The sequence below is a fragment of the Tetragenococcus halophilus subsp. halophilus DSM 20339 genome (assembly GCF_003841405.1).
Classification (GTDB): Bacteria; Bacillota; Bacilli; order Lactobacillales; family Enterococcaceae; genus Tetragenococcus; species Tetragenococcus halophilus.
In genome coordinates this window covers 298,952-324,304 of the sequence record NZ_PXYA01000003.1, presented here as the reverse complement: position 1 = coordinate 324,304, position 25,353 = coordinate 298,952, and the positions used below count along the sequence as shown (strand labels likewise).

At 35.6% G+C, this 25,353-nt stretch carries 20 protein-coding genes and 2 pseudogenes; 15 read left to right on the top strand and 7 right to left on the bottom strand.

Annotated features, from left to right (window positions below; genetic code table 11):
- Window positions 1–124: 124 nt before the first annotated feature.
- Both C7K42_RS11295 and C7K42_RS11290 read left to right on the top strand, forming a co-directional pair.
- Window positions 125–1,525 (top strand): class II fumarate hydratase, encoded by a 1,401-nt coding sequence (locus C7K42_RS11295; protein WP_103083653.1) that lies wholly within the window; start codon window positions 125–127, stop codon window positions 1,523–1,525.
- Between the two features lie 232 nt (window positions 1,526–1,757).
- Window positions 1,758–2,012, top strand: a complete 255-nt coding sequence (locus C7K42_RS11290; protein WP_103083654.1) for a hypothetical protein — start codon at window positions 1,758–1,760, stop codon at window positions 2,010–2,012.
- 66 nt (window positions 2,013–2,078) lie between these two features.
- Here the strand turns inward: C7K42_RS11290 and C7K42_RS11285 are convergent, their stop codons facing one another.
- Complete coding sequence (locus C7K42_RS11285; RefSeq protein WP_103083963.1) at window positions 2,079–2,579, bottom strand: DoxX family membrane protein; 501 nt, start codon at window positions 2,577–2,579, stop codon at window positions 2,079–2,081.
- Window positions 2,580–2,965: 386 nt separating this feature from the next.
- On the opposite strand from C7K42_RS11285, the gene C7K42_RS11280 reads away from it, so the two are divergent.
- The 3 genes and pseudogenes from C7K42_RS11280 to C7K42_RS11270 all read left to right on the top strand — a co-directional run bounded on the left by C7K42_RS11280 (window position 2,966) and on the right by C7K42_RS11270 (window position 7,027).
- Complete coding sequence (locus C7K42_RS11280; RefSeq protein ID WP_103091963.1) at window positions 2,966–4,297, top strand: gluconate:H+ symporter; 1,332 nt, start codon at window positions 2,966–2,968, stop codon at window positions 4,295–4,297.
- Window positions 4,298–4,327: 30 nt separating this feature from the next.
- Window positions 4,328–5,888: pseudogene (gene gntK / locus C7K42_RS11275) on the top strand (gluconokinase).
- A 278-nt stretch (window positions 5,889–6,166) separates the two neighbouring features.
- Complete coding sequence (locus tag C7K42_RS11270) at window positions 6,167–7,027, top strand: GH25 family lysozyme (RefSeq protein ID WP_103083966.1); 861 nt, start codon at window positions 6,167–6,169, stop codon at window positions 7,025–7,027.
- A 49-nt stretch (window positions 7,028–7,076) separates the two neighbouring features.
- Here the strand turns inward: C7K42_RS11270 and C7K42_RS11265 are convergent.
- The 3 genes and pseudogenes from C7K42_RS11265 to C7K42_RS11255 all read right to left on the bottom strand — a co-directional run bounded on the left by C7K42_RS11265 (window position 7,077) and on the right by C7K42_RS11255 (window position 9,845).
- A pseudogene (locus C7K42_RS11265) lies at window positions 7,077–8,315 on the bottom strand (NAD(P)H-dependent oxidoreductase).
- 17 nt (window positions 8,316–8,332) lie between these two features.
- Window positions 8,333–8,941: an NADPH-dependent FMN reductase gene (locus C7K42_RS11260; protein ID WP_014123975.1), complete on the bottom strand. Its 609-nt coding sequence runs from the start codon at window positions 8,939–8,941 to the stop codon at window positions 8,333–8,335.
- Window positions 8,942–9,140: 199 nt separating this feature from the next.
- Entirely contained in the window at window positions 9,141–9,845 is a 705-nt protein-coding gene (locus C7K42_RS11255; protein WP_014123976.1) for a deoxynucleoside kinase, read from the bottom strand.
- Window positions 9,846–10,187: 342 nt separating this feature from the next.
- Between C7K42_RS11255 and C7K42_RS11250 the strand changes: the two genes are divergently transcribed.
- From C7K42_RS11250 to C7K42_RS11230, 5 genes are all read left to right on the top strand, one after another.
- Window positions 10,188–11,657, top strand: coding sequence for a peptide MFS transporter (locus C7K42_RS11250; protein WP_014123977.1), 1,470 nt, complete (start codon window positions 10,188–10,190; stop codon window positions 11,655–11,657).
- A 227-nt stretch (window positions 11,658–11,884) separates the two neighbouring features.
- Window positions 11,885–13,597, top strand: a complete 1,713-nt coding sequence (locus C7K42_RS11245; protein WP_014123978.1) for an ABC transporter ATP-binding protein — start codon at window positions 11,885–11,887, stop codon at window positions 13,595–13,597.
- The gene (locus C7K42_RS11240) at window positions 13,597–15,363 is read left to right on the top strand and encodes an ABC transporter ATP-binding protein (protein WP_103083365.1); all 1,767 of its coding nucleotides are present in this window, start codon (window positions 13,597–13,599) and stop codon (window positions 15,361–15,363) included. The genes C7K42_RS11245 and C7K42_RS11240 overlap by 1 nt, the downstream gene beginning before the upstream one ends.
- A 21-nt stretch (window positions 15,364–15,384) precedes the next feature.
- Window positions 15,385–16,917 carry an ABC transporter permease/substrate-binding protein gene (locus C7K42_RS11235; RefSeq protein ID WP_014123980.1) on the top strand — a complete coding sequence of 511 codons (1,533 nt, stop codon included), beginning with the start codon at window positions 15,385–15,387 and terminating at the stop codon, window positions 16,915–16,917.
- Window positions 16,917–17,873 carry an ABC transporter ATP-binding protein gene (locus C7K42_RS11230; protein ID WP_014123981.1) on the top strand — a complete coding sequence of 319 codons (957 nt, stop codon included), beginning with the start codon at window positions 16,917–16,919 and terminating at the stop codon, window positions 17,871–17,873. The genes C7K42_RS11235 and C7K42_RS11230 overlap by 1 nt, the downstream gene beginning before the upstream one ends.
- Window positions 17,874–17,961: 88 nt before the next feature.
- Here C7K42_RS11230 and C7K42_RS11225 read toward each other — a convergent pair whose 3' ends face one another.
- Window positions 17,962–18,702 carry a hypothetical protein gene (locus C7K42_RS11225; RefSeq protein ID WP_157727958.1) on the bottom strand — a complete coding sequence of 247 codons (741 nt, stop codon included), beginning with the start codon at window positions 18,700–18,702 and terminating at the stop codon, window positions 17,962–17,964.
- Window positions 18,703–18,716: 14 nt separating this feature from the next.
- Window positions 18,717–19,433 (bottom strand): demethylmenaquinone methyltransferase, encoded by a 717-nt coding sequence (locus C7K42_RS11220; protein ID WP_014123983.1) that lies wholly within the window; start codon window positions 19,431–19,433, stop codon window positions 18,717–18,719.
- Between the two features lie 168 nt (window positions 19,434–19,601).
- Between C7K42_RS11220 and C7K42_RS11215 the strand changes: the two genes are divergently transcribed.
- Both C7K42_RS11215 and C7K42_RS11210 read left to right on the top strand, forming a co-directional pair.
- Window positions 19,602–21,020, top strand: a complete 1,419-nt coding sequence (locus C7K42_RS11215; RefSeq protein WP_014123984.1) for a glycoside hydrolase family 1 protein — start codon at window positions 19,602–19,604, stop codon at window positions 21,018–21,020.
- Between the two features lie 200 nt (window positions 21,021–21,220).
- On the top strand, window positions 21,221–21,838 hold the full coding sequence (locus tag C7K42_RS11210; protein ID WP_094243247.1) for a hypothetical protein: 618 nt from the start codon (window positions 21,221–21,223) through the stop codon (window positions 21,836–21,838).
- 35 nt (window positions 21,839–21,873) lie between these two features.
- On the opposite strand, the gene C7K42_RS11205 is transcribed toward C7K42_RS11210, so the two are convergent.
- Complete coding sequence (locus C7K42_RS11205) at window positions 21,874–22,425, bottom strand: RNA 2'-phosphotransferase (protein ID WP_094243248.1); 552 nt, start codon at window positions 22,423–22,425, stop codon at window positions 21,874–21,876.
- A gap of 185 nt (window positions 22,426–22,610) precedes the next feature.
- Between C7K42_RS11205 and cysK the strand changes: the two genes are divergently transcribed.
- The 3 genes from cysK (at window position 22,611) to C7K42_RS11190 (ending at window position 25,308) form a co-directional block, all read left to right on the top strand.
- Window positions 22,611–23,537: a cysteine synthase A gene (gene cysK / locus C7K42_RS11200; RefSeq protein WP_014123987.1), complete on the top strand. Its 927-nt coding sequence runs from the start codon at window positions 22,611–22,613 to the stop codon at window positions 23,535–23,537.
- A gap of 479 nt (window positions 23,538–24,016) precedes the next feature.
- Entirely contained in the window at window positions 24,017–24,724 is a 708-nt protein-coding gene (budA, locus tag C7K42_RS11195; RefSeq protein ID WP_014123988.1) for an acetolactate decarboxylase, read from the top strand.
- Window positions 24,725–24,747: 23 nt separating this feature from the next.
- Window positions 24,748–25,308, top strand: a complete 561-nt coding sequence (locus C7K42_RS11190; protein ID WP_014123989.1) for a DJ-1 family glyoxalase III — start codon at window positions 24,748–24,750, stop codon at window positions 25,306–25,308.
- Window positions 25,309–25,353 lie beyond the last annotated feature (45 nt).

Below are 25,353 nucleotides of genomic sequence, written 5' to 3'. Positions count from 1 at the left end.
TTCGTTTATAGACACGTGATTTTTAATAATGAAATAAATCGTTTTATTGCTAATTTTTACAGTAATAAGAATAAGTGCTAATATAGCAATATATAATAATATTATGAATGAAAGAATGAAAACAATGAAAAATAAACAAGAAAAAGTAAGAGTAGAAAAAGATTCGCTGGGTGCAATAGAAATTCCAGCAGGTGCGTGGTGGGGACCGCAAACAGAACGTAGTCGCCGTAACTTTACTGCGGGAGGAAAAATGCCATTAGTGGTTATTAAAGCAATTTTGCAAATCAAAAAAGCAGCAGCTCAAGCGAATGCCGAGTTGGAAGTATTGGCAAATGATAAAGCAAATGCTATTGTTGCTGCTGTAGATAAGCTAAATTCGTTAGCAGATAATCAATTACGTGTACATTTTCCACTTGTAGTCTATCAAACGGGTTCGGGCACCCATACAAATATGAATGTAAATGAAGTGATTGCTTATTTGGCAAATGAACAACAGCCACAATTGAATGTTTTACCTAATGATGATGTGAATAAAGGACAAAGCTCGAATGATATTTTTCCTACAGCGATGAATATCGTTGCTTCACAATCTATTATTGAAGTGAAAGCTTCTTGTAAGAAAATGAGCCAGACTTTAGAAGAAAAAAAGCAAAAGTACTGGGATACCGTTAAAATAGGACGTACTCATTTGCAAGACGCAACACCATTAACTTTTGGTCAAGAATTATCTGCTTATCAAAGTATGCTTATGCACGATCTAAGTTTTATTGAAGAAATAGAGCCCAGCCTGCATGAATTAGCTATTGGCGCTACGGCTGTAGGAACTGGGGTGAACGCTCATTCAAAACTAGCAGAAAAAATTACAAGTAAATTATCCAAGGTGTATCAAATCCCTTTTACAGCGGAGGTCAATAAATTTTATAGTTTGTCTGCGCATTCGCAATTAAATGCTATGCATGGCGCACTAAAAACTTTAGCTGCTGATTTAATGAAAATTGCGAATGATTTACGTTTTTTAGCTTCTGGTCCAAGAGCGGGGTACGGGGAGTTAAGCATTCCAGCCAATGAGCCTGGGTCCTCTATTATGCCAGGGAAGGTAAATCCAACTCAGGCAGAAGCTCTGACGATGGCTGTAATTCGTGTGATGGGAAATGACACTACAATTTCTATGGCTAGTAGTCAAGGTAATTTTGAAATGAATGTTTATAAGCCTTTATTAATTTCCACTTTTTTAGAATCTACTGATTTACTATCGAAAACAGTCAATTCTTTTACTGAAAAATTTTTGGATGGTTTACAGGCAAATAAAAGACATATGAAAGAACTAGTTGACCAGTCATTGATGCTGGTAACAGCTCTTTCTCCTCATATAGGTTATGAAGAAAGTGCCAAAATCGCACAAAAAGCCGAAAAAGAAGGGATAACATTAAGAAAAGCAGCGCTTGCTTCTGGTAAAGTTAGTGCAAAGCAATTTGACAATTGGGTAGATGCATTGGCTATGACAAATCATGAATCTATTGACTAAATGATAGTTTTATATAAAGATACTGTTTATTTTAAATAGCGAACGTTTTGTTTAAAGCGATTTTAAAGTTTCTCTAATTAGTTGCAATTTTGTAAGTTTTTATGTTAGTTTCAGAGAAGGTTATCTTTGGTTGCCTTTTAAATAATTGGTAATCTGTAAAAGTTCCAACAGAAGTAAATGTTTTTTTCTTTATTGGAATCTTCATTATTAGAAAAGAAAGAAGAGTGGATTTATGATGTCAACAGGTATGGGGATCATGTCGATGCTTTCCCCGGTATTAACTTATGTAGCATTAGCAGCTGGAATATATGCGATCATCCGTTTAGCTGTAAAACACGCAATTAATGATACAAAAGAAAAAACAACAATCAAAACAAAAGCAGGAGCTTTCTTTACTGGTGCTTGGTTCTGGTTGATTGTTGCTGTCGTTGTGTTTATTATATCGATGGCTATGTCTATCCTTCCTTATATGGGGATGGGCATGTAGTTTTAAAAGATAAATAAAAGGCTGGAAGACGTCAAAAACGTTTTCCAGCTTTTTTATTTTCTATTTTTATTTCTTTTGGCCTACTTTTAAAAATGGCATTTTATTTCTTAAAAAGGGAACGAACCAATAGTCAAGTCCAATTTTTCCTGCATTAAAACCCGCTACTAAAATAAAGAATTGGATAAGGATAAAGGTTGGATTAATAGAGACCGTTCCTGCCAGTAAGTAACTGAAGTTCATGAGAAGTCCAAAAAAAGCTGCAGCAGTGGTTAATGTACCAAATATTAAACCTAAGCCAACTAATAATTCTCCCCAAGAAACTAGAAAATCAAATAATTCAATATTAGGAAGTACAAATCCTTCTAGAAAATCTGTATACCAAGGATAAGCATTCACTCCAGTATCATCTAGTACCGGAGATTCAACTGCACCTTGAATCATTTCTTGGGCACTAAAAGATCCAGTAGCCTTTTGCCAGCCCGAAGTTGCCCACTTAAAACCTAAATAAACACGGAAAATCGTGATAATCCCCATCGCGATTTTCGAAGTTCTTAACCAATTTAGCATAAAAGTTTCTCCTCTCAATTTTTTAAGGGTGTAGAGTTCATCCAATAATAATTATCTCTATGATAATCAAATACGAGACGAAAAATATGTATAATCATACCCTTTTTTTATATTCACTGTCAAATAGTAAGTAAACAATTAAGATAACAACCGCAATTAAATACTAGCGTTTATATCCTATAAGAAATTGACTTTTGTTTTCGTATTGTACTTTTACTAAGACTTTCCTTTGCATAACTAGTAATTTTTACTAAAACAAAGTAAAAGATAGAAATAGTATTATTGCGTTGACCACTATATATAGCAATAAGTGGTTCTTTCTATGGCCATCTAAAGGGGGCTTTTAAAAGTACGTTCTACAAAATTATTAAGCTGGAGGAAAGAAAATGAAATTATTAATTGTCGCATTAGGTGTCGCTTTTTTGATTTTTTTGATTGTTAAAGTAAAATTGAACACCTTTATTTCTTTAATAGTCACTGCTTTTTTAGTTGGTTTGGCTCTAAATATTCCATTGGATCAACTACCTGAAATCATCACTAGTGGTATGGGAGATCAATTAGGCGATTTGGCTATTATTTTTGGTATGGGTTCTATGATTGGAAAGCTGGTTTCTGATTCTGGAGGCGGATATCGTATCGCCAATACCTTGATTGACAAATTTGGAAAAAAACAGATACAGATCGCTGTGATTATAGCTTCATTTATTGTCGGCTTAGCACTATTCTTTGAAGTAGGCTTAGTTGTCTTGCTGCCTATTATTTTTGTTATTGCTAGAGAATTAGAAATTCCACTTTTGGTATTATCTATTCCGATGGCAGCCACCTTAAATATTATGCATGGATTTATTCCGCCACATCCAGCGCCCACTGCAATTTCGGGGATCATGGACGCAGATATTGGCCAAGTCATTTTATTTGGTTTAATTGTGGCAATCCCAACAATTATCGTTTCTGGACCTGTATTCAATTATTTTTTGCATAAATTCTACCCTAAAGTTTACCGTATTCAAGAAAAAATACCGGGCTTAGGTGAAGTAAAAGAATTTAAATTAGAAGAAACGCCTTCTTTTTGGATGAGTGTTAGCACAGCTATGATGCCGGTAATCTTAATCGGTATTGCGACTGCTTTGGGTGGTGTGTTACCTGCTGGTTCCACGCAAGAAATCATTGAATTTGTTGGCGAACCAGACGTTGCAATGCTTTTATCATTGTTATTTGCAATGTATACCATGGGGTATCAGCAAAAACGTTCAATGAAAGAAATTAGTACAACAATTGAAGAAGCTATTACACAAATTGCAATGATGTTATTTATTATTGGCGGAGGTGGTGCGCTTAAACAAGTATTGGTTGAAGGGGGTATTTCTGAATACATTTCTTCCTTGTTTACAGACATTAATCTTTCACCGATTTTTGCCGCTTGGCTTGTAACAGCGATTTTACGTGTAAGTCTAGGTTCTTCTACAGTTGCTGCTATGACTGGTGCAGGTTTAGTCGCTCCTTTAATCGCACAAACAGGAGTAAATCCAGCTATGATGGTACTTGCTGTAGGTGCAGGAAGTATTTTTGCCGATCACGTAAACGATGCTGGTTTTTGGATGATCAAAGAATATTTTGGTCTTTCGCTTAAAGAGACATTTTTAACTTGGACAACATTGACTTCTGTATTATCAGTTACCAGTTTAATTTGTGTTTATGGTCTTTCTTTAATAGTATAGTTGTAAAGACAGGAAAGGAAGTTTTTGTAAATGGATTATGTTATTGGAATGGATATCGGAACAACCAGCACTAAAGCTGTTTTATATGATTTAGCTGGAAATGTCATCGATTATACCAACTATTCGTATGAATTATATCGTGATGCAACAGGAATGGCTGAACAAGAACCAGAAGAGATTCTTGAAGCAGTTACTGCTAGTTTAAAAAAAGTTATCGCACCGATCAATTGGCAAAATGATAAGCTGAGAACTGTTTCTTTTTCTAGTGCCAACCAAAGTTTGATAGCTTTGGATAAAAATTTTCAACCGCTAACTCGTATTATCACTTGGGGGGGATACGCGAGCTGCAGCAGCGGCGGCAAAGATAAAAAATTCGGAGCAAGGACAGGATTTATACGAACGTACAGGGACACCTATTCATCCGATGTCTTCATTATGTAAAATCACTTGGTTAAAAGAAGATGTCCCTGAGGTTTATAATAAAGCTGCTTACTATTGCGGTATCAAAGAATATGTTCTTTACCGCTTATTCGGTATATGGCAAATGGACGTGTCGGTGGCTAGTTGTACGGGGATGTATAACATCTTTGAACTACAATGGGATGACAAAGCTTTAGCTCAAACAGGTGTATCTAAAGATCAATTGCCAAAAGTTGTGGACGCTTATGAACAGTTTTCTGGTATGAAAGAAGAATACACGAAAGTTACCGGTTGCCCACAGGACGTTACCTTTGTTCAAGGCGCTTTTGATGGCGCTCTATCTAACTTAGGTGTCAACGCCATTGATGATGGCGTAGCAGCTGTAACCATTGGAACTTCAGGGGCGATTCGTATGGTTAGCGATCATCCAGTGATCGATCCTAAAGGACGGATCTTTTGCTATGCTTTGACTAAAGAGCTATGGGTGATCGGTGGTCCAGTTAACAATGGCGGTACTGTTTTTTCTTGGGCAAAAGATAATTTATTTGATGCTGAAAAAAGTACAGCCGATCTTTTGGCCAAAGATAGTTATGATTTATTGACTGAGATTGCTGCACAAGTTCCTGCTGGTTCCGATGGCTTATTATTTCATCCCTTCTTAGGAGGCGAACGGGCACCGATATGGGATGCAAATGCGCGTGGTTCCTTTTTAGGCTTAACGCAAATGCATACAAGAGCACATATGATTCGTGCTGTTTTGGAAGGGATTGTCTACAATTTATATACAGTACTTTTGGCTTTAGAAGAAGTGTTGGGACAACCTCAATCTATTTTAGCAACAGGTGGTTTTGCTCGCTCAGAATTGTGGCGCCAAATGCTATCTGATGTTTTCGAACGACCCGTAACGATACCTCAAGCTTTTGAATCTTCTTGCTTAGGTGCTGCTGTCGTCGGAATGAAGTCTATAGGCGTCATTGATGATTTAGCTGAAGTCAAAAACTTTGTCGGTAAAACCGAAACTTACGCTCCTAATCCAGATCATTTTGAGGTTTATCGGGAACTGGTTCCAATCTATATTCGTTTAACACGTCAATTAAAAACTGAATATCAGACAATTGCTGAATTTCAGCGCAAATTTGCACAAAAGGATTTAAATTTTGATGAAAGTTAATCATCAAGATAAATTAGTTTGAACAATTTGTTGTTTGTTGGCCATTAATATAGAACTCTTTTTTTACTATGGTTTATTAGTAAGAAAAGAGTTCTTTGTTACTTTGAGGTCAAGGATAACAAGCTAAGTTCCTTAATCAAAATGAGTAATGTATTTAAAAGTAAATAATTACATAAGAACCCTATACTTACGAGCTTAAATAAATTAAATGATATAAAAAGGTTTACACTATGAGCGCTTCCTGATATCGTAAAAAATAACTTAATTTTTCAGAGAGGATGATTTTTATCGATTTACGTAAAATAACAAAACGAAGATTTTTGCTGAAAGCAACTATGGCAGTTTGCTTGATTTTTGGTTTTTTCTCTGTAAAAGTAAATGCGCAAGAAGAAGCTGCTGATACAAAGAATACGATGTCTTATACAGGCGAACCTGCTAATAATTTTGCAAGAGCCGCTGCTAGTACGTCGACTGATGTATTTAATATTGGTGATAATACGCGTCCTCCACAAGACGCCGTAGATGTTTCTTCTTATCAAGGAGAAATGACACAAAATGATTATGAAATATTGGCCCAAAATGGGGTGAAGTCTGTTATTGTAAAAACAACACAGTCTTCTAATTACACAAATCCTTATGCGCTTGAACAAATCAAATTTGCTGCTAACGCTGGTTTGAATGTTAATCTTTATCACTATGCAAATTTTGCTACTAGCAAAGAAGCGAAAGCAGAAGCAAATTATCTTTTGTCCTTTTTGCAAGAAAATGACTTAAATAAAAAGATAAAGATTTTTGCAGATATGGAAGATCCATCAACTGAAACGGTCGACATTGCTTCTTATTTAGAAGATTTTTGGGACATATTAAGTGATGATGGTTATGATAATCATGGTGTATATACTGGGGCTAGCTATCTGTATCGCAGTGCTGTAAGTGCTACGGTTGGAGCTGAGAATACTTGGATGGCGCAATATCCATATGAACCTTCTGATGATGATCTATGGCAAACAGCTTATGGTGCTTGGCAATTTAGCCCAACTGCACAAATACCTGAAGGTGATTATACAGGATATCTTGATGTTTCTACTGATTATACAGCTTTATTTGAAAATGGTGCTGGCGCTCAGCCTTTTAACTAAAAAAACTGATCATTGCCTGAGTTTTGAGCAATGATCAGTTTTTACTATCTTAAGCTTTGACTGAAGCGCTGGAAACACTGTCGGCGCTTGCTTTTTCAGAAGCTCCTGAAACACTGTCTGCTTGTTCGGATTGCGTGGTTGAAGCACTTGACGTTGCATCAACTTCAACTGTTTCGTCTTTAGCAAGTCGCTGTCCTGTTTGTTGTAAGTACCAGTCAATAATAGGTTGAAAATCTAGTACGTACTCATTAACGCCCATATAGTTTCCTGAGTCATCATGCATTGCTTGATAACTGTGTACTACATATTTATCTGGTCCATGTGTTGGTACATGGATACGAACGACATCCTGTTTGCCATGACGTAATTGGGAAAGGACCCATTTAACATTTTTATAAGTAGCAGGTGGGTGACAGTTTGCTAATGGGTTTCCAACTTGTCCTGGTACACGTCCAGCAAACATTTCTGCTTTATCCTCGGTATAATTATAGAATAAGAATTGGTTATTACTATCAGCAAAAGTCAATTCCATCGGCATAGAAGCTAGGAGTGCGTTCAATTGGTTAACAGTTAAAACACCACGGTTTAACTTCACATAAGTATCACCTTCAGCGGCGTCTACTTTTTCGCTAGCTTGTTCTACCCAATCTTCAGCGGACATATCGATACCTTCAATAGTTGTATCAATTTTACCAGTAGCTTCCAAATCTTCTTCTTCTGATAAATCTTTTTGCGGTTCGTTCATTGAAGATAAGACTTGGATAAATTTAATGAACTTTTCTAAACAAGTTTTCAAAAAATCAACCGTTCCCTGATCTTTTAAATTATTTTGCTCATCAAAAGCTTCTTTTACTTCACCTAGTAGAAATTCATTACCCGGCATGACAATTGCGTTTACGCCGGGAGCTTCTAAAATTTGACGTAAGTGTAATTGTGCACGAGACGAACCTTGATTATAATAAGACGCACCAACTAACATGACAGGTTTATTTGAAAGAGGTTGGATTTTAAAAGATAACCATTCAAGTACACTTTTTTAACCAGCGGGGATCGTATGATTATGTTCAGGAGTTGCAATGATCACGCCGTCTGCATTTAAAATTTTACGATTAAGCTTTTGAATAGATGCACTATCTGTTTGATCAAGACTTTGATTAAACAAAGGAATATCTTTAATTTCTAAGATTTCAATATCAATAAGTGATTTAAAGTGTTTTTTTATATATTGTAGTAATAAACGATTATAGGAAAAATCAGCGTTAGAGCCTACAATTCCGACTAATTTCATCATAAGAATTCTCCTTTTTAAATAGTTTCCCAATCAAAATTTTCAGCTTCTTTTTTGTGAACCTCATGGGCATTGCTCAGTTGGTTTGTAAGTTCAACAAAAACTTGAAAATCTTTGAACAAACCATCTAATTTATCTACTTGATCGAAGTCTTTCAAATCATTTTGCTCATTAAACGCTTGCAATGAATGACCTAGCAAAAATTCTGAACTAGGCATAATACGAGCTTTTAGTTCAGGTGAGTCTAGAATTTGTCGTAAATGAGATTGCGCGCGCGACGAACCTAATGTTCCATAAGAAGCGCCTGTAATCATTACAGCTTTATCTACAAATGGATAAACATCATATGAAAGCCAGTTTAAGGCATTAGTCAAAGCAGCGGGAATGGAGTGATCGTATTCAGGGGTGCTAATAATCACACCATCTGATTGTTCAATTTTTTCTGCCGCTTTTTTTACAACTTCTGGAAGACGGTTTGATACTGGTTTATTAAAAATTGGAAAATCTTTGATTTCCATTAATTCAATGGTGGCTTTATCTGAAAAATGCTTTTGCATAAATTGTAATAATTTTCGATTGGTAGAGTTATCTGAATTGGTTCCTACTAATCCAATGAAATGGTTCATAAGAAAACTTCCTTTCTGCCAAATACTATAACAATAAAAGAATACTTTGTTACACTTTTCATTATAAAACTTTCACAAGGAAAGTCAATAACTTTCCTTGTGAACTAGAAAAAAAGTAATGATAAGAGAAATTTAACAAAGATTTTTAACAATGATGTAGTACAGAAAAAGTAGCTGTATTAACTATAATAAATAGACACTACTCCCGTTTTTGCTTGATTTTTTTAAATGTTTTTGGCGATAATTTCCCCAGATCTTTCAATTTTGTTTCAATTAAATTTAAAGCTTCATTGCGATTTTCAATATTGTTTACATAGTCATATTTTTCACGATCAATTGTTAACAAACTAGCAGAGGGGTAGCCATCTGCCCACTTTTCATAAGCATAATGAACACGATGGTAGTAATCTATTAATTCTGGTTCCCGTTCTATACTTTCCATCTTTCGTCCACGCTTTTGGATTTCACTGATAGCATGCTCTGAGTCAATTTTTAAGTAAATGACTAGATCGGGCAAACCATTCCAAGGGATACCATTAACGTTTGCTTGCATTTCTTGGGATAAAGTTACATAGACATTAAAATCTTCATCGGCGATCTCTCCGTGTTCATGTAACTGCGAAGCCATCACAAAATCAGATGCTAAAGAAGAATCCATAACGGCATTTTGTTGCGTAATTGCTTGACGTAATTGTTGATAACGAAAAGTTAAAAAAGCCATTTGCAGGATAGCACCATTTGATTTTCTACTTTCTTTACCTGAGGAATAAAATTTTTCTAACATATTCAAAATCAATCCATTATTTTCAACATCTTCATAATAGACAGCGGAGTTTAAATCTTTTGCTAAAATTTTTGCTAAAGATGTTTTTCCTGCAGCAATGGTTCCCATAATATAAATCATAATTATCCCTCCTATAATACTCATTTTCTCAATAGTTCTATTCTTTTGTCTAGTAGAAAGCGCTAAATTCAAAAGTGATAAAAATTTAATAAAAAGTACCTAAAAAATAAAAATAAATTTATTTAATTTTTGTATTAAAATAAACATTTGCAAAAATTGGCTATTTATAGCTATCTTTCTTATTTTAAAATAAACTTGTTTTTTTAATTTTATTAGAAAAAGTTTAGTTACTGAAATTGTCAGACAAAAGGGATATTGACGGAAAAGTTTCAGAAAATTAAAATTGAGCTTGTCGTTTTATACGAAGTGAAACAAAATTGAATTTGAATATGGAGGGTTAGCATGAACTCGAATGAAAAGGATGCCTCTTTTTTAGGACACCCTCGTGGACTTTCTACATTATTTTTTACAGAAATGTGGGAAAGATTTAGTTATTATGGTATGCGCGCGATACTACTATACTATATGTATTATTCGGTAGCAGATGGCGGCTTAGGTTTTGACCAAAGTACAGCTTCGGCTATTATGTCGATCTATGGTTCGCTTGTTTTCTTATTAAGTGTTGTCGGCGGCTATGTAAGTGATCGTGTTTTAGGTAGTAGACGCACAGTCTTTATTGGTGGCATTATGATCATGCTAGGTCATATTGCTTTATCCTTGCCTTTTGGAAAGGCAGCTTTGTTTGCATCGATCATACTCATCGTATTAGGTTCAGGTTTACTAAAACCTAACATTTCGGAAATGGTCGGTGACTTATATGATGAAAAAGATTTAAGAAGAGATGCAGGTTTTAATATCTTTGTTTTCTCGACCAACTTAGGTGCATTTATTGCCCCACTTTTTGTCGGTTATTTGGGCCAAGAAGTGAACTTTCATCTAGGCTTTTCACTAGCAGCAATTGGAATGTTTTTTGGTTTAATTCAATATGTGCGTGGCGGTAGGAAATACTTACCAGAAGAAACATTAAAAGCGCGCGACCCTATAAAGTCAGAAGAGGTAAAACCTTTAGTACGTAAAAGTCTATTAGTTATTGCCGCAGTAGCTGTGCTTATACTGTTTATGCAATTCGCAGGAATATTAGACATTAATAACGTTATCAACTTGATTACGATTTTTGCAGTTGTTGTTCCGATATATTATTTTGTTATGATTATTAAAAGTAAAAAAATCACGACGACGGAACGTTCCCGGGTGTGGGCTTATATTCCACTGTTCATCGCCTCCATTCTTTTTTGGTCGATTGAAGAACAAGGCTCTGTTGTACTTGCTTTGTTTGCTGAAGAACGGACAAATTTATCGCTTTTTGGATTTACTATTCCTTCAAGTTGGTTTCAAACATTAAATCCTTTCTTCATTATGATTTATACCCCAATTTTTGTTTGGTTATGGACAAAATTAGGAAACAAACAACCTTCTTCGGCGAAAAAATTCACTTATGGTTTATTTTTTGCCGGGATTTCATTCTTATGGATGATGCTTCCTGGTATATTATTCGGTACAGATGCCAAGGTTGGACCGCAGTGGTTATTGATGAGTTGGGGCTTAGTGATTATAGGCGAAATGTTGATTTCACCTATTGGACTTTCGGTAACAACTAAGTTAGCTCCTAAAGCCTTCCATTCTCAAATGATGAGTATTTGGTTCTTAAGTGATGCTGTGGCACAAGCCATTAATGCACAAATTGTTCGCTTATACAGTCCTGGTACTGAAGTGCTATATTTTGGTATTATAGGTGTAATTACAGTAGCTTTTGGTGTGATGTTAATGTTTATGGTACCGCGCATTCAAAGATTAATGAGCGGCGTTAATTAAGTATTGGAGTCAAGCCAGTTAAACTAGCAGTCTTAATAAGGGCTGCTAGTTTTTTTGTGCAAACAGTGTTTAAAATGCTGGTTTGTTTAAAAATATTGAATATATAGACTTAAATGAGATATTTCTATTTTTGTATTGCCTTTGAATATAGAATTCTAGGAATATTTGTTATAATATAAAATGATTCTAAAACATATACATATTTTATAAATGAAAGAGGGAACAAGTTGAGTGTTTTTAAAGATTTTAAACGTTATAAATTCCTTGTTTTAATTGTACTTATCTTAACTTTCGCTAACACTATCGGCGAATTACTGTTACCCAAGATGATGTCACAAATTATAGACATTGGTGTTACTGATCAAAATATTTCCTATATTTTAAGACTTGGGACATTAATGATCGGTGTAACCTTGATTACTATTTTAGTTCGCGCTTCAGCGGCTTATTTTTCAGCTAAAACGTCAATGCTATTTTCCAGAGACTTAAGAAAAAGAATGTTTAATAAAGTGAATCGTATGACTTTTGATGAAACTGAATATTTTAGTATTTCTTCATTAATTACACGTACGACAAATGATATAGCACAAATCGAGCAATTAGTGTTGATGGGCTTACGTCCTTTAGCAAGAGCGCCTTTAACTTTTATTGGTGGTTTGTTTATGGCTTTTACTACCAGTGTTCGTTTGTCGATGATTGTATTTGTGAGCTTACCATTTTTAGCCGTTGTTTTATATTTTGTTATCAAAGTAGTCGTTCCTTATTTTCCTCGCTTGCAAAAAGCGTTAGATCACATCAATCTTTTGCTACGTCAGCGTTTAACGGGTCTAAAAGTGATTCGTGCTTTTTCTAGAGATAAGCAAGAAGAAGAATCTTTTGAAGACGCTAATGATAAATATTACCAAATTGGTTTGAAGGTAAACAAAGTTATGCAGACGATCAATCCCATATTGACATTGATTTTGAACTTGTCTATTGTTGCGACTTTGCTTCTTGGTGTACGCTTTGTCCAACAGGGTACGTTATCGATTGGCGCTTTGATGGCTTTTGTCCAATATATTACACAGGTATTAAACGCTGTGATCATGGTAACGCGTATGATGACTATGCTACCTAGAAGTGTTGCTTCTATTGACCGAGTTAATGCGGTGTTAAATTACCCTTCACGTTCAGTAGGGGGAAGTAATGTGTTAAATGAACCGATCACTTCTGTAAAAGCACAAGATCTGACATTTTATTATCCTGATGCGAATCTTCCGGCTTTAGAAAATTTGAACTTTTCAGTTTATAAAGGCGAGGTTATGGGGATTATTGGTGGTACAGGTTCAGGGAAATCTACATTGTTGAAGTTATTCATGCAATTTTATGATCCTTCAGAAGGAAAACTGTTGATTAATGACCAAGCAATAGACACATTGAATCCAGAAAGTGTACGCGAAAAAATCAGCTATGTACCACAACAAAATTATTTCTTTTCAGATAGTGTTCGAGGCAATCTATTTTATAGTAATCCAGATGCCAGTGATGAGAAAATGCTTGATAGTTTGGAAACGGCACAGGCAATGCAGTTTTTACCAAAAGAAGAGCCGTTAGAAAAAACAGTTGCTCGTGGCGGGCGTAACTATTCAGGGGGTCAAAGGCAGCGTTTGGCTATTTCGCGTGCTTTAACACGTCCAGCTTCATTATATGTTTTTGATGATTCATTCTCAGCGCTTGATTATAAAACAGATCATGAATTACGCTTAGCTTTACAAGGCAAACTTAATGATGCTGCAACCATTATTGTTGCACAAAGAGTTGCGACAATTCGGCATGCCAATAAAATTCTGGTATTGGAAAATGGAAAAGTACAAGGCCTAGGCTCACATGACGAATTAATGCAAAGCAATCAGATTTATCGTGAAATTGCTATTTCTCAAGGAGAAGAGGAGGATGTATGATGGCAAACTTTTATGAAAGCTATCCGACAAGTTGGCAGACTGTTAAACGCTTATTTAGCTATCTAAAAAATTATAAAAAAATTCTTCTTTTGTCGTTAACGATGACTATTATTTCTACCATAATGGAAGTTGCAGCGCCGATTGTTATGGGGTCAATTTTAAACCATGTCCAATCGGCGATGACTAGCCAAACCAGTCTTGATTTTAATTATGTGCTTCAAACCGCTTTGTTGTTAACAGCCTTATATATATTCTTGGCCTTAAGTAAAATTGTTGTTGAACGCTTATTGGTACGTTTGTCACAATCATTGATCAAGATTATGCGGACGGAAGTTTCGGAAAAAATTAAAAAAGTTCCCCTTAGTTTTTTTGATCAACATTCGACAGGAGATTTATTAAGTCGAATCACTAATGATGTGGAAGCTATTGGACGCAATGTACAACTAAGTGTGAGCCAAATCGTTAATAGCATGTTGATGTTTGTAGGAATTATTATCATGATGGTTTTCATCAGTCCAATTTTATTTTTAGTCTTTTTCATTACTGTGCCCTTAAATATTTTAGCTACTAAAATTATTATGGGGCGTTCACAAAAATACTTTCGAGCAAAGTCTGAACGCCTAGGCGCAATGGTTGGTTATGTCGAAGAAAATTTTACTGGTACAGACTTAATCAAAGCTTATAACTATCAAGACCAATCAAATGAAGAGTTCAAAGCATTTAATGATCGTTTATTTGATGTTTCTTACCGTGCTAGTTTTATGGCTGGAATACTCAATCCAGTGATGACTTTTATTGGCAATGTGGCTTATGTATTAATTGCGATTGTAGGTGGTTTGCTGGTTGTTAACGGGACGATCATGGTAGGAGATGTGCTCGCCTTTATGCAATACAGTCAAAATATCCGTCGTCCTATTGATGTGATTGCTGAAATGGCTAATACACTACAAGAGACGATTGCCTCTAGTAACCGGGTGTTTCAATTCTTGGATGCACCTGAAGAAGTTGAAAATACCAGTCATAGAATTGAAGGCCCTATTGAAGAAATCAAGCTTGATCATATCGGTTTTGAATACGAGCAAGGACAGCCGGTTATTCGCGATTTAACACTTACAGTTCAACAAGGGGAAACGGTAGCGATTGTCGGACATACAGGAGCAGGTAAGACCACGCTAGTTAATTTATTATTACGCTTTTATGATGTAACAAGAAATCAGATTTTGATTAATGGTATCGATATTCGTACTGTACCACGCGATAATTTACGTTCCTTTTTTGGCATGGTTTTACAAGATACCTGGTTAACTCAAGGGACGGTCTACGATAATATTTTATACGGAAAAGTCGATGCAACAGAAGATGAAGTCATCCAAGCTTCTAAACAAGCGCATGCGCACCACTTTATTGAAACTTTGCCTAATGGCTATCGTACAGTGTTAAATGAAGATGCAACGAATATTTCACAAGGACAGCGACAGCTTTTAACGATTGCTCGAGCTTTTGTAAGTGATCCAGATATTTTGATTTTAGACGAAGCAACGTCCTCTGTGGATACGCGGACTGAACAACTGATTCAACAAGCAATGGCAAATCTGATGAAAGGTCGTACTAATTTTGTTATTGCACATCGTTTGTCAACAATTGTTGATGCGGATAAAATATTAGTTATGGACCAAGGTGATATTGTTGAACAAGGAAGTCACAAAGAACTTCTGGCAAAAAATGGAATTTATACGGAGTTATACAATAGTCAATTTTCGGAATAAAAAACGAATGCGGGGTTACTAATGGAAAATCTGTTAGAAACATTCAATGAACGACGTGGCGATTTATGGAGTGAACTAATAAATCACTTAGGTATTTCGGTTGTCTCTCTTTTGATAGCCATGTTGATAGCTATACCCTTGGCGATTTGGGTAGTTAGGCATCCTAAAGTCGCTGAAACTGGCTTGCAAATCGCAGGTATTTTACAAACAATTCCTTCTCTGGCCTTACTAGGATTGTTGATCCCTATAGTTGGAATAGGTACGACACCTGCGATTATTGCGCTTGTCATTTATGCCTTATTACCCATTTTTCAAAATACCTACTTGGGTATTTCAGAGATTGATCCAGCTATTGAAGAAGCAGCTGATGCTTTTGGTATGTCTAAAATGCGTAAATTATTTAAAGTAGAACTTCCGATGGCACGCCCAGCTATTGTTTCTGGTATACGTACGGCTATGGTATTGATCATAGGCACTGCGACTTTAGCTGCATTAATTGGTGCAGGTGGTCTTGGAACGTTTATTCTTTTAGGTATTGATCGTAACGATATGCCATTGATTATTATTGGTACAATTTCAGCTGCATTATTATCTATTATTTTAAGTTCATTGATACGTTGGTTTGAGCGTGCAAAACCTTGGCATTCAATGGTCGGTCTAGCTATTCTTATTATTTTGCTAGGTGGCGGCGGTGTTTACTCAGCTTATGCTAATCGACAACAAACAGTCACCATTGCTGGAAAATTAGGTTCAGAACCTGAGATTTTGATTAATATGTATAAGGATTTAATTGAAGCAGAAGATGCTGATATTAATGTTGAAATAAAACCGAACTTTGGAAAAACCACTTTTTTATATAATGCAGTAAAAAATGATCAAATTGATATTTATCCAGAGTTTACTGGCACGGTCTTAGAAACATTGATTGATGACGAATCGATTGATACGCAAGGATTATCAGAAGAAGAAACTTACAATCAAGCTAAAGAACATTTACAAAAACAAGATCAACTTACGCTATTAGAGCCTATGAGTTATAATAATGCTTACGCTTTAGCTGTTTCTGATGAATTTAAAGAAGAAGAACACTTAGAAACGATTAGTGATCTTGCAAATATTCAATCAGATATTCAAGCAGGAATGACATTAGAGTTTATCGATCGTGAAGATGGCTTGCGGGGTATTGAAGAATTATATGATTTAGACTTCGAAACAAGTTCAATGGAACCTGCTTTGCGTTATCAAGCCATTGACGATGGTCGTGTCAATTTGATTGATGCTTATTCTACAGATAGTGAACTAAGGGAATATCATTTAAGTATTTTAGAAGACGATAAGGAACTTTTTCCCAAATATCAAGGTGCTCCTTTGATGAGTACAGCATTTGCAGATGACAACCCACAAGTGGTGGAGGCTTTGGATAAATTGGGTGGAAAAATTACGGAAGAAGAAATGCAAGAGATGAACTATGAAGTCAACGTGGAAGAGGAAACGCCAGCCGACGTAGCTCATAGTTATCTTACTGAAAATGGGCTACTAGAGGAGGATGAATAATGAGTACAGCAATTGAGTTTCAAAATGTTTCAAAATCCTTCGGCGATAACTTAGTCATCCCAGACATGAACCTCGAGATTAAAGAAGGCGAATTATTTGTTCTAGTGGGGACTTCTGGTAGTGGAAAAACCACTTCTTTAAAAATGATTAACCGTTTAGAAGAACCAACAGATGGCGATATCTTAATTAATGGAAAAAAAGCTAAGAGTTATCCTTTACAGCAATTGCGCTGGTCAATGGGCTATGTTTTACAACAAATTGCGCTTTTTCCTACGATGACGGTTGCGCAAAATATTGCGGTGATTCCTGAGATGAAGAAAGTTTCTAAAAAAGAAATTAATCGTTTAGTGGATGAATTACTAACAAAAGTTGGTTTAGATCCTGGAAAGTATCGTGATCGCCTACCTAGTGAGCTTTCTGGTGGTGAACAACAGCGAATTGGCATTTTACGTGCAATTGCTTCTAAACCTGGTATTGTCTTGATGGATGAACCTTTTGGCGCACTAGATCCTTTGTCGCGTACGACCTTACAAGATTTAATTATTGAGCTACATGAAGAACTCCATAACACGATCATCTTTGTTACTCATGATATGGATGAAGCTATTAAATTAGGTGATCGCATCGGTATTATGGGAGATGGGAAATTACTGCAGGTAGGTTCTCCTGAAGAACTCGCCCAAAATCCGGCTAGTGATTTTGTCTATGATTTTTTTCACTCTAGTGCGAACAAACTAGGCTATCAAATCCCTATTAGTCGTGTTGTGCAAGTCGAAGGATATACTACACCACAGGATGAAAATATTGCAGCTGTTCAATTGCAAGAAGATACCACTTTACAAAAAGCTTTTGCAGCTTTAAGTGACTATAATTATATTGAAGTCCTTAGCAAGCAAGAAGAATTTTTGGGTTATCTGTCACGAAAACAAGTATTTCACTATTTGAGTAGCCAATAGAAAATAAGCAAAAAAGGCTTTGGTCAATTGACCAAAGCCTTTTTAGTCGCCTAAAAATGAGTTTATCTTAGGTTACGATTAATGCTATTTAATAAAAAGGCAAGGGTCGAAGAAAGATAAACTGTCTCTTCCCATGCTTTAGCCTTTTTACTTGTTCAAACTTTTGATGATTGATTTTTTCTTGTTTATTACAAATGATCGTAACAATCGAGTTATTCAAATCAAGTGTTTGATAAATATTATTAAGCATCTGTTTATTGGGATTATTCTGGGTCGTGCCTTCTCCTTGCCAATCAGACATATTGCCATAAGGTAAATCAGTTATCACGATATTGACGTTTTTTAAATGGGGCGGCTTCTTTCTTGTGATATCCCAATGAAAACATTGGATGTCCTTTTTAGGATAAGTCGTATGAAATAGCTGTTTTTCTAAACGGTTGGCGCTGTTAAGCGCTTCTAGTTGCGTCTTTTCATCTTGCTTTTCATCATTGTACTGTAAATCTTTCTTTTTTTTAGACAGACCTTCTGGTGTCAGAAGATTTAAATTTTTTTGAGCATATTCAAGAGCTTTAGTATCAATGTCGCTACCGTATATATTTTTTAGGTTTTTACTGTAGCAAAAACCTAAAACTGTAAGTAAATGTCCACCTCCACAGCAAGGATCATATAAAGTTAATCCATCTGCACTGTTTAGAAAAGAGAGGCTTCTGGCCATGATTTCACTTGCGACTCTAACCGGAAAAGCGGGTGTTCGGGGCGCGTTCACCAATAGTTTATCGCTGGAGAAATCACTATAGTCTTTTTTTATCGGTTCAAATTTAAATTTCAAAAATAGACACTTCCTTATTTTCTTTTATAGCCGATATGCAATGCGCAAGCCCCAAACATAAATGTCGTATAGGAAGATTTTATTAGACCGGTATCTTGAAACATTTGTTTAAGTTCTTTAGCGTGCACAAATTTTTGTGTCGTTTGTTGAAGATAGACGTAATCCTGTCGTTTATTATGCTTTAATTTAGCAATTGTAGGAACAAGTTTAAAGTAAAGATACCAGAAAGGATAAATCAGTTTATTTTCCGGTTGTGAGGTTTCCAAACAAGCAACCATACCCCCTGGTTTTAATACGCGTTTCATTTCTTTTAACACTTGAAAAGCATCTGGTACATTCCGCAAACCAAATCCGATGGTTACTAAATCAAAAGAATCATTTTCAAAAGGAAGAGACATTGCATCTCCTTGGATCAAAGATGTTTGTGGGCTAAAATTCGTTTGCTTTAACTTATTTTTAGCTATCTCTAACATTTTTTGGCTAAAATCTAGGCCGACAACTTTCCCCGTAGGTCCTACGATTTCTGCTAGATCAATTGTCCAGTCACCAGTACCACAGCATAGATCAAGGGCTTGATCTCCAACGGATAGAGGGATTTGTTCCATCGTTTTTTTGCGCCAATGTTTATGCATTCCTAAAGAAATGGCATTATTTGTGCTGTCGTAGGTGCTTGCAATACGATCAAATAAGGCTTGAACCTTGGCCTCGGATGTTTTATTTGTACGTGGCATTTTTTCTTCCTTTCAGCGTAAGTCAATTAATAAAATTGTACCAAAACAAAGCTAAAATATAAACGAATGTGTCTGTTTTTAATTACTTATCGTTGATAAGAATTAAATAAAACTAATGACCAACAATATGATTTGGTTTAAAATGAAATTATAGGAGGAGATAATGGTATGACAAAACTAACTGGTTTTAAAGAAAATTTTTTATGGGGTGGCGCAGTAGCCGCTAACCAAGTTGAAGGAGCTTTTGATGCAGATGGGAAAGGATTATCTGTTCAAGACGTTACTCCTGATGGCGCTATGGGGCGTATTACAGACGGTCCAACAGAAGATAATCTGAAATTAAAAGCGATTGATTTTTATCATCATTATAAAGAAGACATTGCACTTTTTGCAGAAATGGGCTATAAAGTTTTTCGTACTTCAATTGCTTGGAGTCGTATTTTCCCTAATGGCGATGATAAAGAACCTAACGAAGCTGGTCTACAATTTTATGATGATGTATTTGATGAGTGCTTGAAATATGGGATTGAACCTTTAGTTACATTGTCTCATTATGAAACACCTTTACATTTGTCCGAAAAATATGACGGCTGGAAAGATCGACGAATGATTGGTTTTTTTGAAAAATATGCTCGAACAGTCTTTAACCGTTATAAGGATAAAGTAAAATATTGGTTAACTTTTAATGAAATTAACTCTGTTTTGCACATGCCATTTATTTCAGGTGGGATTAAAACACCTAAAGAAGAATTAAGTGACCAAGAGTTATATCAAGCGGTTCATCATGAACTAGTAGCTTCTGCTTCAGTGACTAAAATCGCTCATGAAATCAATCCTGAGTTTCAAGTAGGATGCATGGTTTTGGCTATGCCGACTTATCCAATTTCATCAAATCCTGAAGATGTTTTAGCAGCAAAAGATGCAGAAAATACAAATTATGCCTTTACTGATATTCATGTACGTGGACAATACCCTGGACATTTGTTACGCTTTTTTGCGGAAAATGATATCGATATTCAATTTGCAGAGGGTGATGCAGAGTTACTAAAAAATCATACAGTAGATTTTATTTCCTTTAGTTATTATATGAGCGTTGCAGCTGCAGCACATCCGGAAGAATATAGTTCTGGCGCCGGCAACGTTATAGGAGGTATCGAAAACCCTCATTTAGAAAAATCAGAATGGGGATGGGCAATTGATCCTGTGGGACTTCGAATTGTTCTAAATGATTTTTATGATCGTTACCAAGTACCTTTGTTCATTGTGGAAAATGGTTTAGGAGCAAAAGATCAATTAATCCAAGATGAAAATGGCCAATATACCGTTGAGGATGACTATCGTATTGATTATATGCAGCAACATTTAGCACAAGCTAAAGAGGCAGTAAAAGATGGCGTTGATTTAATGGGTTATACCTCTTGGGGATGTATCGATTTAGTGAGTGCATCTACTGCACAAATGAGTAAACGTTATGGTTTTATTTATGTAGATCGTAATGATGATGGTTCTGGTTCATTCAATCGTTATAAGAAAAAATCGTTTAATTGGTATAAGAAAGTGATCGAAACAAACGGCGAAAATTTATAATTTAAAAAGATATAAAAGGCGGGAAAGCTTATGTTCTCGCCTTTTTTTAAATGATAAAATAACGAAAATAATTATTTTAAACGGGATTTATTTATTGACTCTTTAAGGTTTTCGGGTAAAATAAAATAAAAGGGAAACTTGCTGCGCATTCAAATGTATGTTACAATTCTGTACGTTTTGCAGAGGAGTTGAACGTAAAGATGAAAAATAAATTTAATCTTCAAGCATTACTGATCAGCTGTCTTGCAACATTTATTTTGAGTGTAGCAGTGAAAAATGACGCAAATACTTTTGTGGCTGCACCTTTTCAATCAATTCAAGAAAGAATATCAGATGAATCCCATGATGAACAACAGCCTCAAAATTCACAGGAGCAAAGTCAGGTACCAGAGACAACGAGCACAACTTCAATGAATGAACAGCAAATGACAACGTCTTCTAGTACGACACAAAGTCCTGCTGAAAAAACAAGCGATTATTCAGAAGAGGCAAGGTCTGAAAATCAAGCGTCAACTAGTAGTAGTGTTACTGATGATTCAATAACAGAAACGACTGATAATCAAGAACAAGAATCTACTGAAGTAACAGATGAAACAACTGAAACTGAAACAAGTGAACGCTCAGATTCAAATCAAACCAGTGAAACTACAGATACAACTGAACAGACCGAAACAACAGAGTCTGTAGAAGATACTGAAAGCACTGAAGCACAAGAAGATTCTAATGTTGAATTTCCAGAAGCAAATCGTCAAGAAGAAACTGCTGAAAATACAGCAGAGCAAGAGCCAACGCAAAATTCTGCACAAGCACAAGAATAATAATATAATAAAAGACAAGTATAGACGGCAGTTTTCTATATTTGTCTTTCTTTTTTTAGATAAATCGCTGGTAAGTTTTCTACTAACCAAACGCCACTTTTTGGAGAATAAAAGGCGTAACCATCAGTGGCTGCTTTTTTTGCATACACCTGAAAAATTATAGGGGAAGTGTCATGTCGACTACCAATTTTTATTGCGGTTTCTAGCTTTTCTGATAAATGAACAAATTCTCTTCCCATCTTATTTAAACCTTCAGCTTGAATGATTTTAGCTGCAGCTTGGCTAGTTCCATGATATAAAATTTTAGGAGGTATTACAGCTTCTTGTAGCGGCAAGACGGAAACACTATGTCCATATAGCGCTCTGATTTTTGTTCCTTCAATGACGTATCTTTGTCTGGGGCTATTATTGATAATTTCTTCGATTTTTTGTCGGTCGATTTTTCGGCTATAGTGTGCATTAAACTTATTTATTAATTCATTGATTTCTACTCGTCCATATTCGTCTAATGTAATGTTAATTTTTTCAGGATGATGACGTAAAACAAGAGCCAGTTGTTTGCTTATTTTAGTGAGTTTTTCATCCATATAATCCCTCCTGCTCTTATTATTTTAGCAAAACGGAAGCTATATATCATAGTAATAACTCCTCTAAGCTAATTAAATAAGACACCGTTATATTTGTTTATAAACTTACCTTTTGTTAGAATTAAATTAATGAATGTGTTGCTGTTTTTTTAGAAATTGACAATGAAATGAAAGGAAGAGATTTCATGAGTAAAACAGGAAATATTGTAGAATTAATTGGAAATACACCTATGGTTAAATTAAATCAAGTTGTACCAGAAGACGCTGCAGAAATTTATGCAAAGTTAGAATTTTACAATCCTGGAGGTTCAGTTAAAGATCGTATCGCGCTTGCTATGGTAGAAGCAGCGGAAAAAGATGGACGTCTTCCAGCTGGAGGAACGATCGTTGAACCAACTTCAGGTAATACAGGAATTGGTTTAGCTTTAGTTGCCGCGGCTAAAGGCTATCGTTTAATCATTACGATGCCAGAAACAATGAGTGTGGAAAGACGCTCTTTGATGAAAGGCTATGGCGCTGAGTTAGTTTTGACGCCAGGTGCAGATGGCATGAACGGAGCTATCCAAAAAGCGCATGAGCTGGCTGATGAAAATGGCTATTTCCTACCTATGCAGTTTGAGAATCCAGCAAACCCTGAAATACATGAAAAAACGACTGGACAAGAAATCATCAAAGATTTTGAAGGTAAATCTCCTGATGCATTTATTGCAGGAATAGGTACAGGAGGAACTGTCACAGGTGTTGGACATGCACTGCAAAAAATAAACGAGGATGTTCAAATTTATGGTTTAGAGGCAGCTGAAGCAGCTTTGATTAAAGAAGGAATCAAAGGAAAGCATAAGATCCAAGGTATATCTGCAGGACTTATTCCTGAGACTTTGGATCGTTCAGTTTATCAAGATATAGTAACAGTATCAAGCCAGCAAGCAATCGATATGGCGCATAAAGTAAGCAATAAGGAAGGATTCTTGCCAGGAATCTCAGGCGGAGCAAATATTTTTGGTGCAGTTGAAATTGCTAAAAAATTAGGAAAAGGAAAAACCGTCGTTACTGTAGTTCCAGACAATGGAGAACGTTACTTATCTACCGATCTTTTTAAATTCGATGAGTAAACTATTGAGGTTGTAGCCTTGCTACAGCCTTTTTTTATTCAAAGTTTTGTAGGTTGAATAATAATGAAAGAGCAGAATATTATCTATTGAATATGTAAGGTATCATAAAGTTTTATTTGGAGATTTGGGGCCATAACTCTAAGTGTAAAATTTATTGAGGTTTTCTAGTGGACAAATAAACAGTGAATAACGGACAAAAGTTCGACAATCTATTATTTGAAAACGAAATCACGGACAACAGTTTAGAAAAATTCTATCTGAAACGCCAATCACGGAGAGAAGAATGGAAAAGTTTTATCTGAAAAATAAGGATATAACTTTTATTTTACTAAACCAAATGCTTCTCAACGTTTTATTCTCTATCTTTGCCCCAAATAGCCTTGAATTGCTTAGTGTTTTCCCTTGAAGACTTTATAACTCTTATATTTTAACGAATGGATAAATTTTGATATGATATACGTAAAGGAAAGGTGAGCTTGATGTCTGGACGATTGTTTCATTATAATACGTTAGGTACTTTGATGAAAGGCGGGTTTGACGGTGCTTTTACGTTTGAAGAAGTATTAAAAAATGGAGGTATCGGTATAGGAACTGTAGATCGTCTAAATGGGGAATTAGTTATTTTGGACCATCATGGTTATCGCTTTGATGTAACTGGACAAATTCATGAAGTTTGCTTGGAAGATACAACTCCTTATGCTGCAGTAGTTGATTTTATTCCGGAAAATGAAACGACTTTAAATGAGAAAATAAATAAAGAGACTTTAGAAGAAAAAATGCTAGAACAATTTTCGAGTAAAAATGTTTTTCAAGCAGTAAAACTACATGGTAGATTTAATAAAATAAAATGCCGTTCGGTGCAAAAACAAGAAAAGCCGTATCCTGATCTAGTAGATGTTGCTAGAGATCAAGCAGAATTTACAGCCGAAGATATCACCGGAACTCTAGTCGGTATTTATACTCCAGAGCTTTTTGGAACGATCTCGGCCTCAGGTTTTCATCTACATTTTATTAGTGATGACCATCATTTTGGCGGACATGTGTTAGCCTTTGAAATCAATGAACCGATAATTAAATGGCAAACAATTGATACAGTGGAACAAAAATTTCCTACTGACGATGCCACATTTATGAAGACAGATTTTGATTATAGTAGTGTATTGGAAGATATCGCTGAAGCTGAATAAATAAAATAAGGAGGCGTTTGATTATGAATAAAGTAGCTGTAGTTTTTGCGCCAGGTTTTGAAGAAATTGAAGGACTAGCGGTTGTGGATGTTTTACGTAGAGCTCAAGCAGATGTGACAATGATTGGCTTGGCTCAAGAAGTGACTGGTAATCACAATATTACGGTAAAAGCTGATCAAGTCTTAGACGAAAGCTTACAAGATTATGACATGATTGTTTTACCAGGCGGGATGCCAGGTGCTAAAAACTTAAAAGAAAATACTACGGTTATTGAAAGTTTGCAAAAAGCTTATAATAATGGGAAACAAATTGCTGCAATCTGTGCAGCGCCAATCGCTTTAGAAGAAGCTGGCATACTAAAAGATAAAAATTATACTTCTTTTCCTGATTTTGCCGACGATATTCAATCAGGCAAACGTTCAGAAATGATCGTTGTAAAAGATGGGCAAGTGACGACAAGCCGTGGGCCCGCAACTGCGCTAGCTTTTAGCTATCAACTGGTAGATATATTAGGCGGTAATAGTGATGAAATTAAAGAAGCGATGCAATATAATAAATTAGTTAATTCCTTTTTGGATAAATAATGATTGACAAATGGAAAAAAACTCGTTATATTTAAGCTAATCATT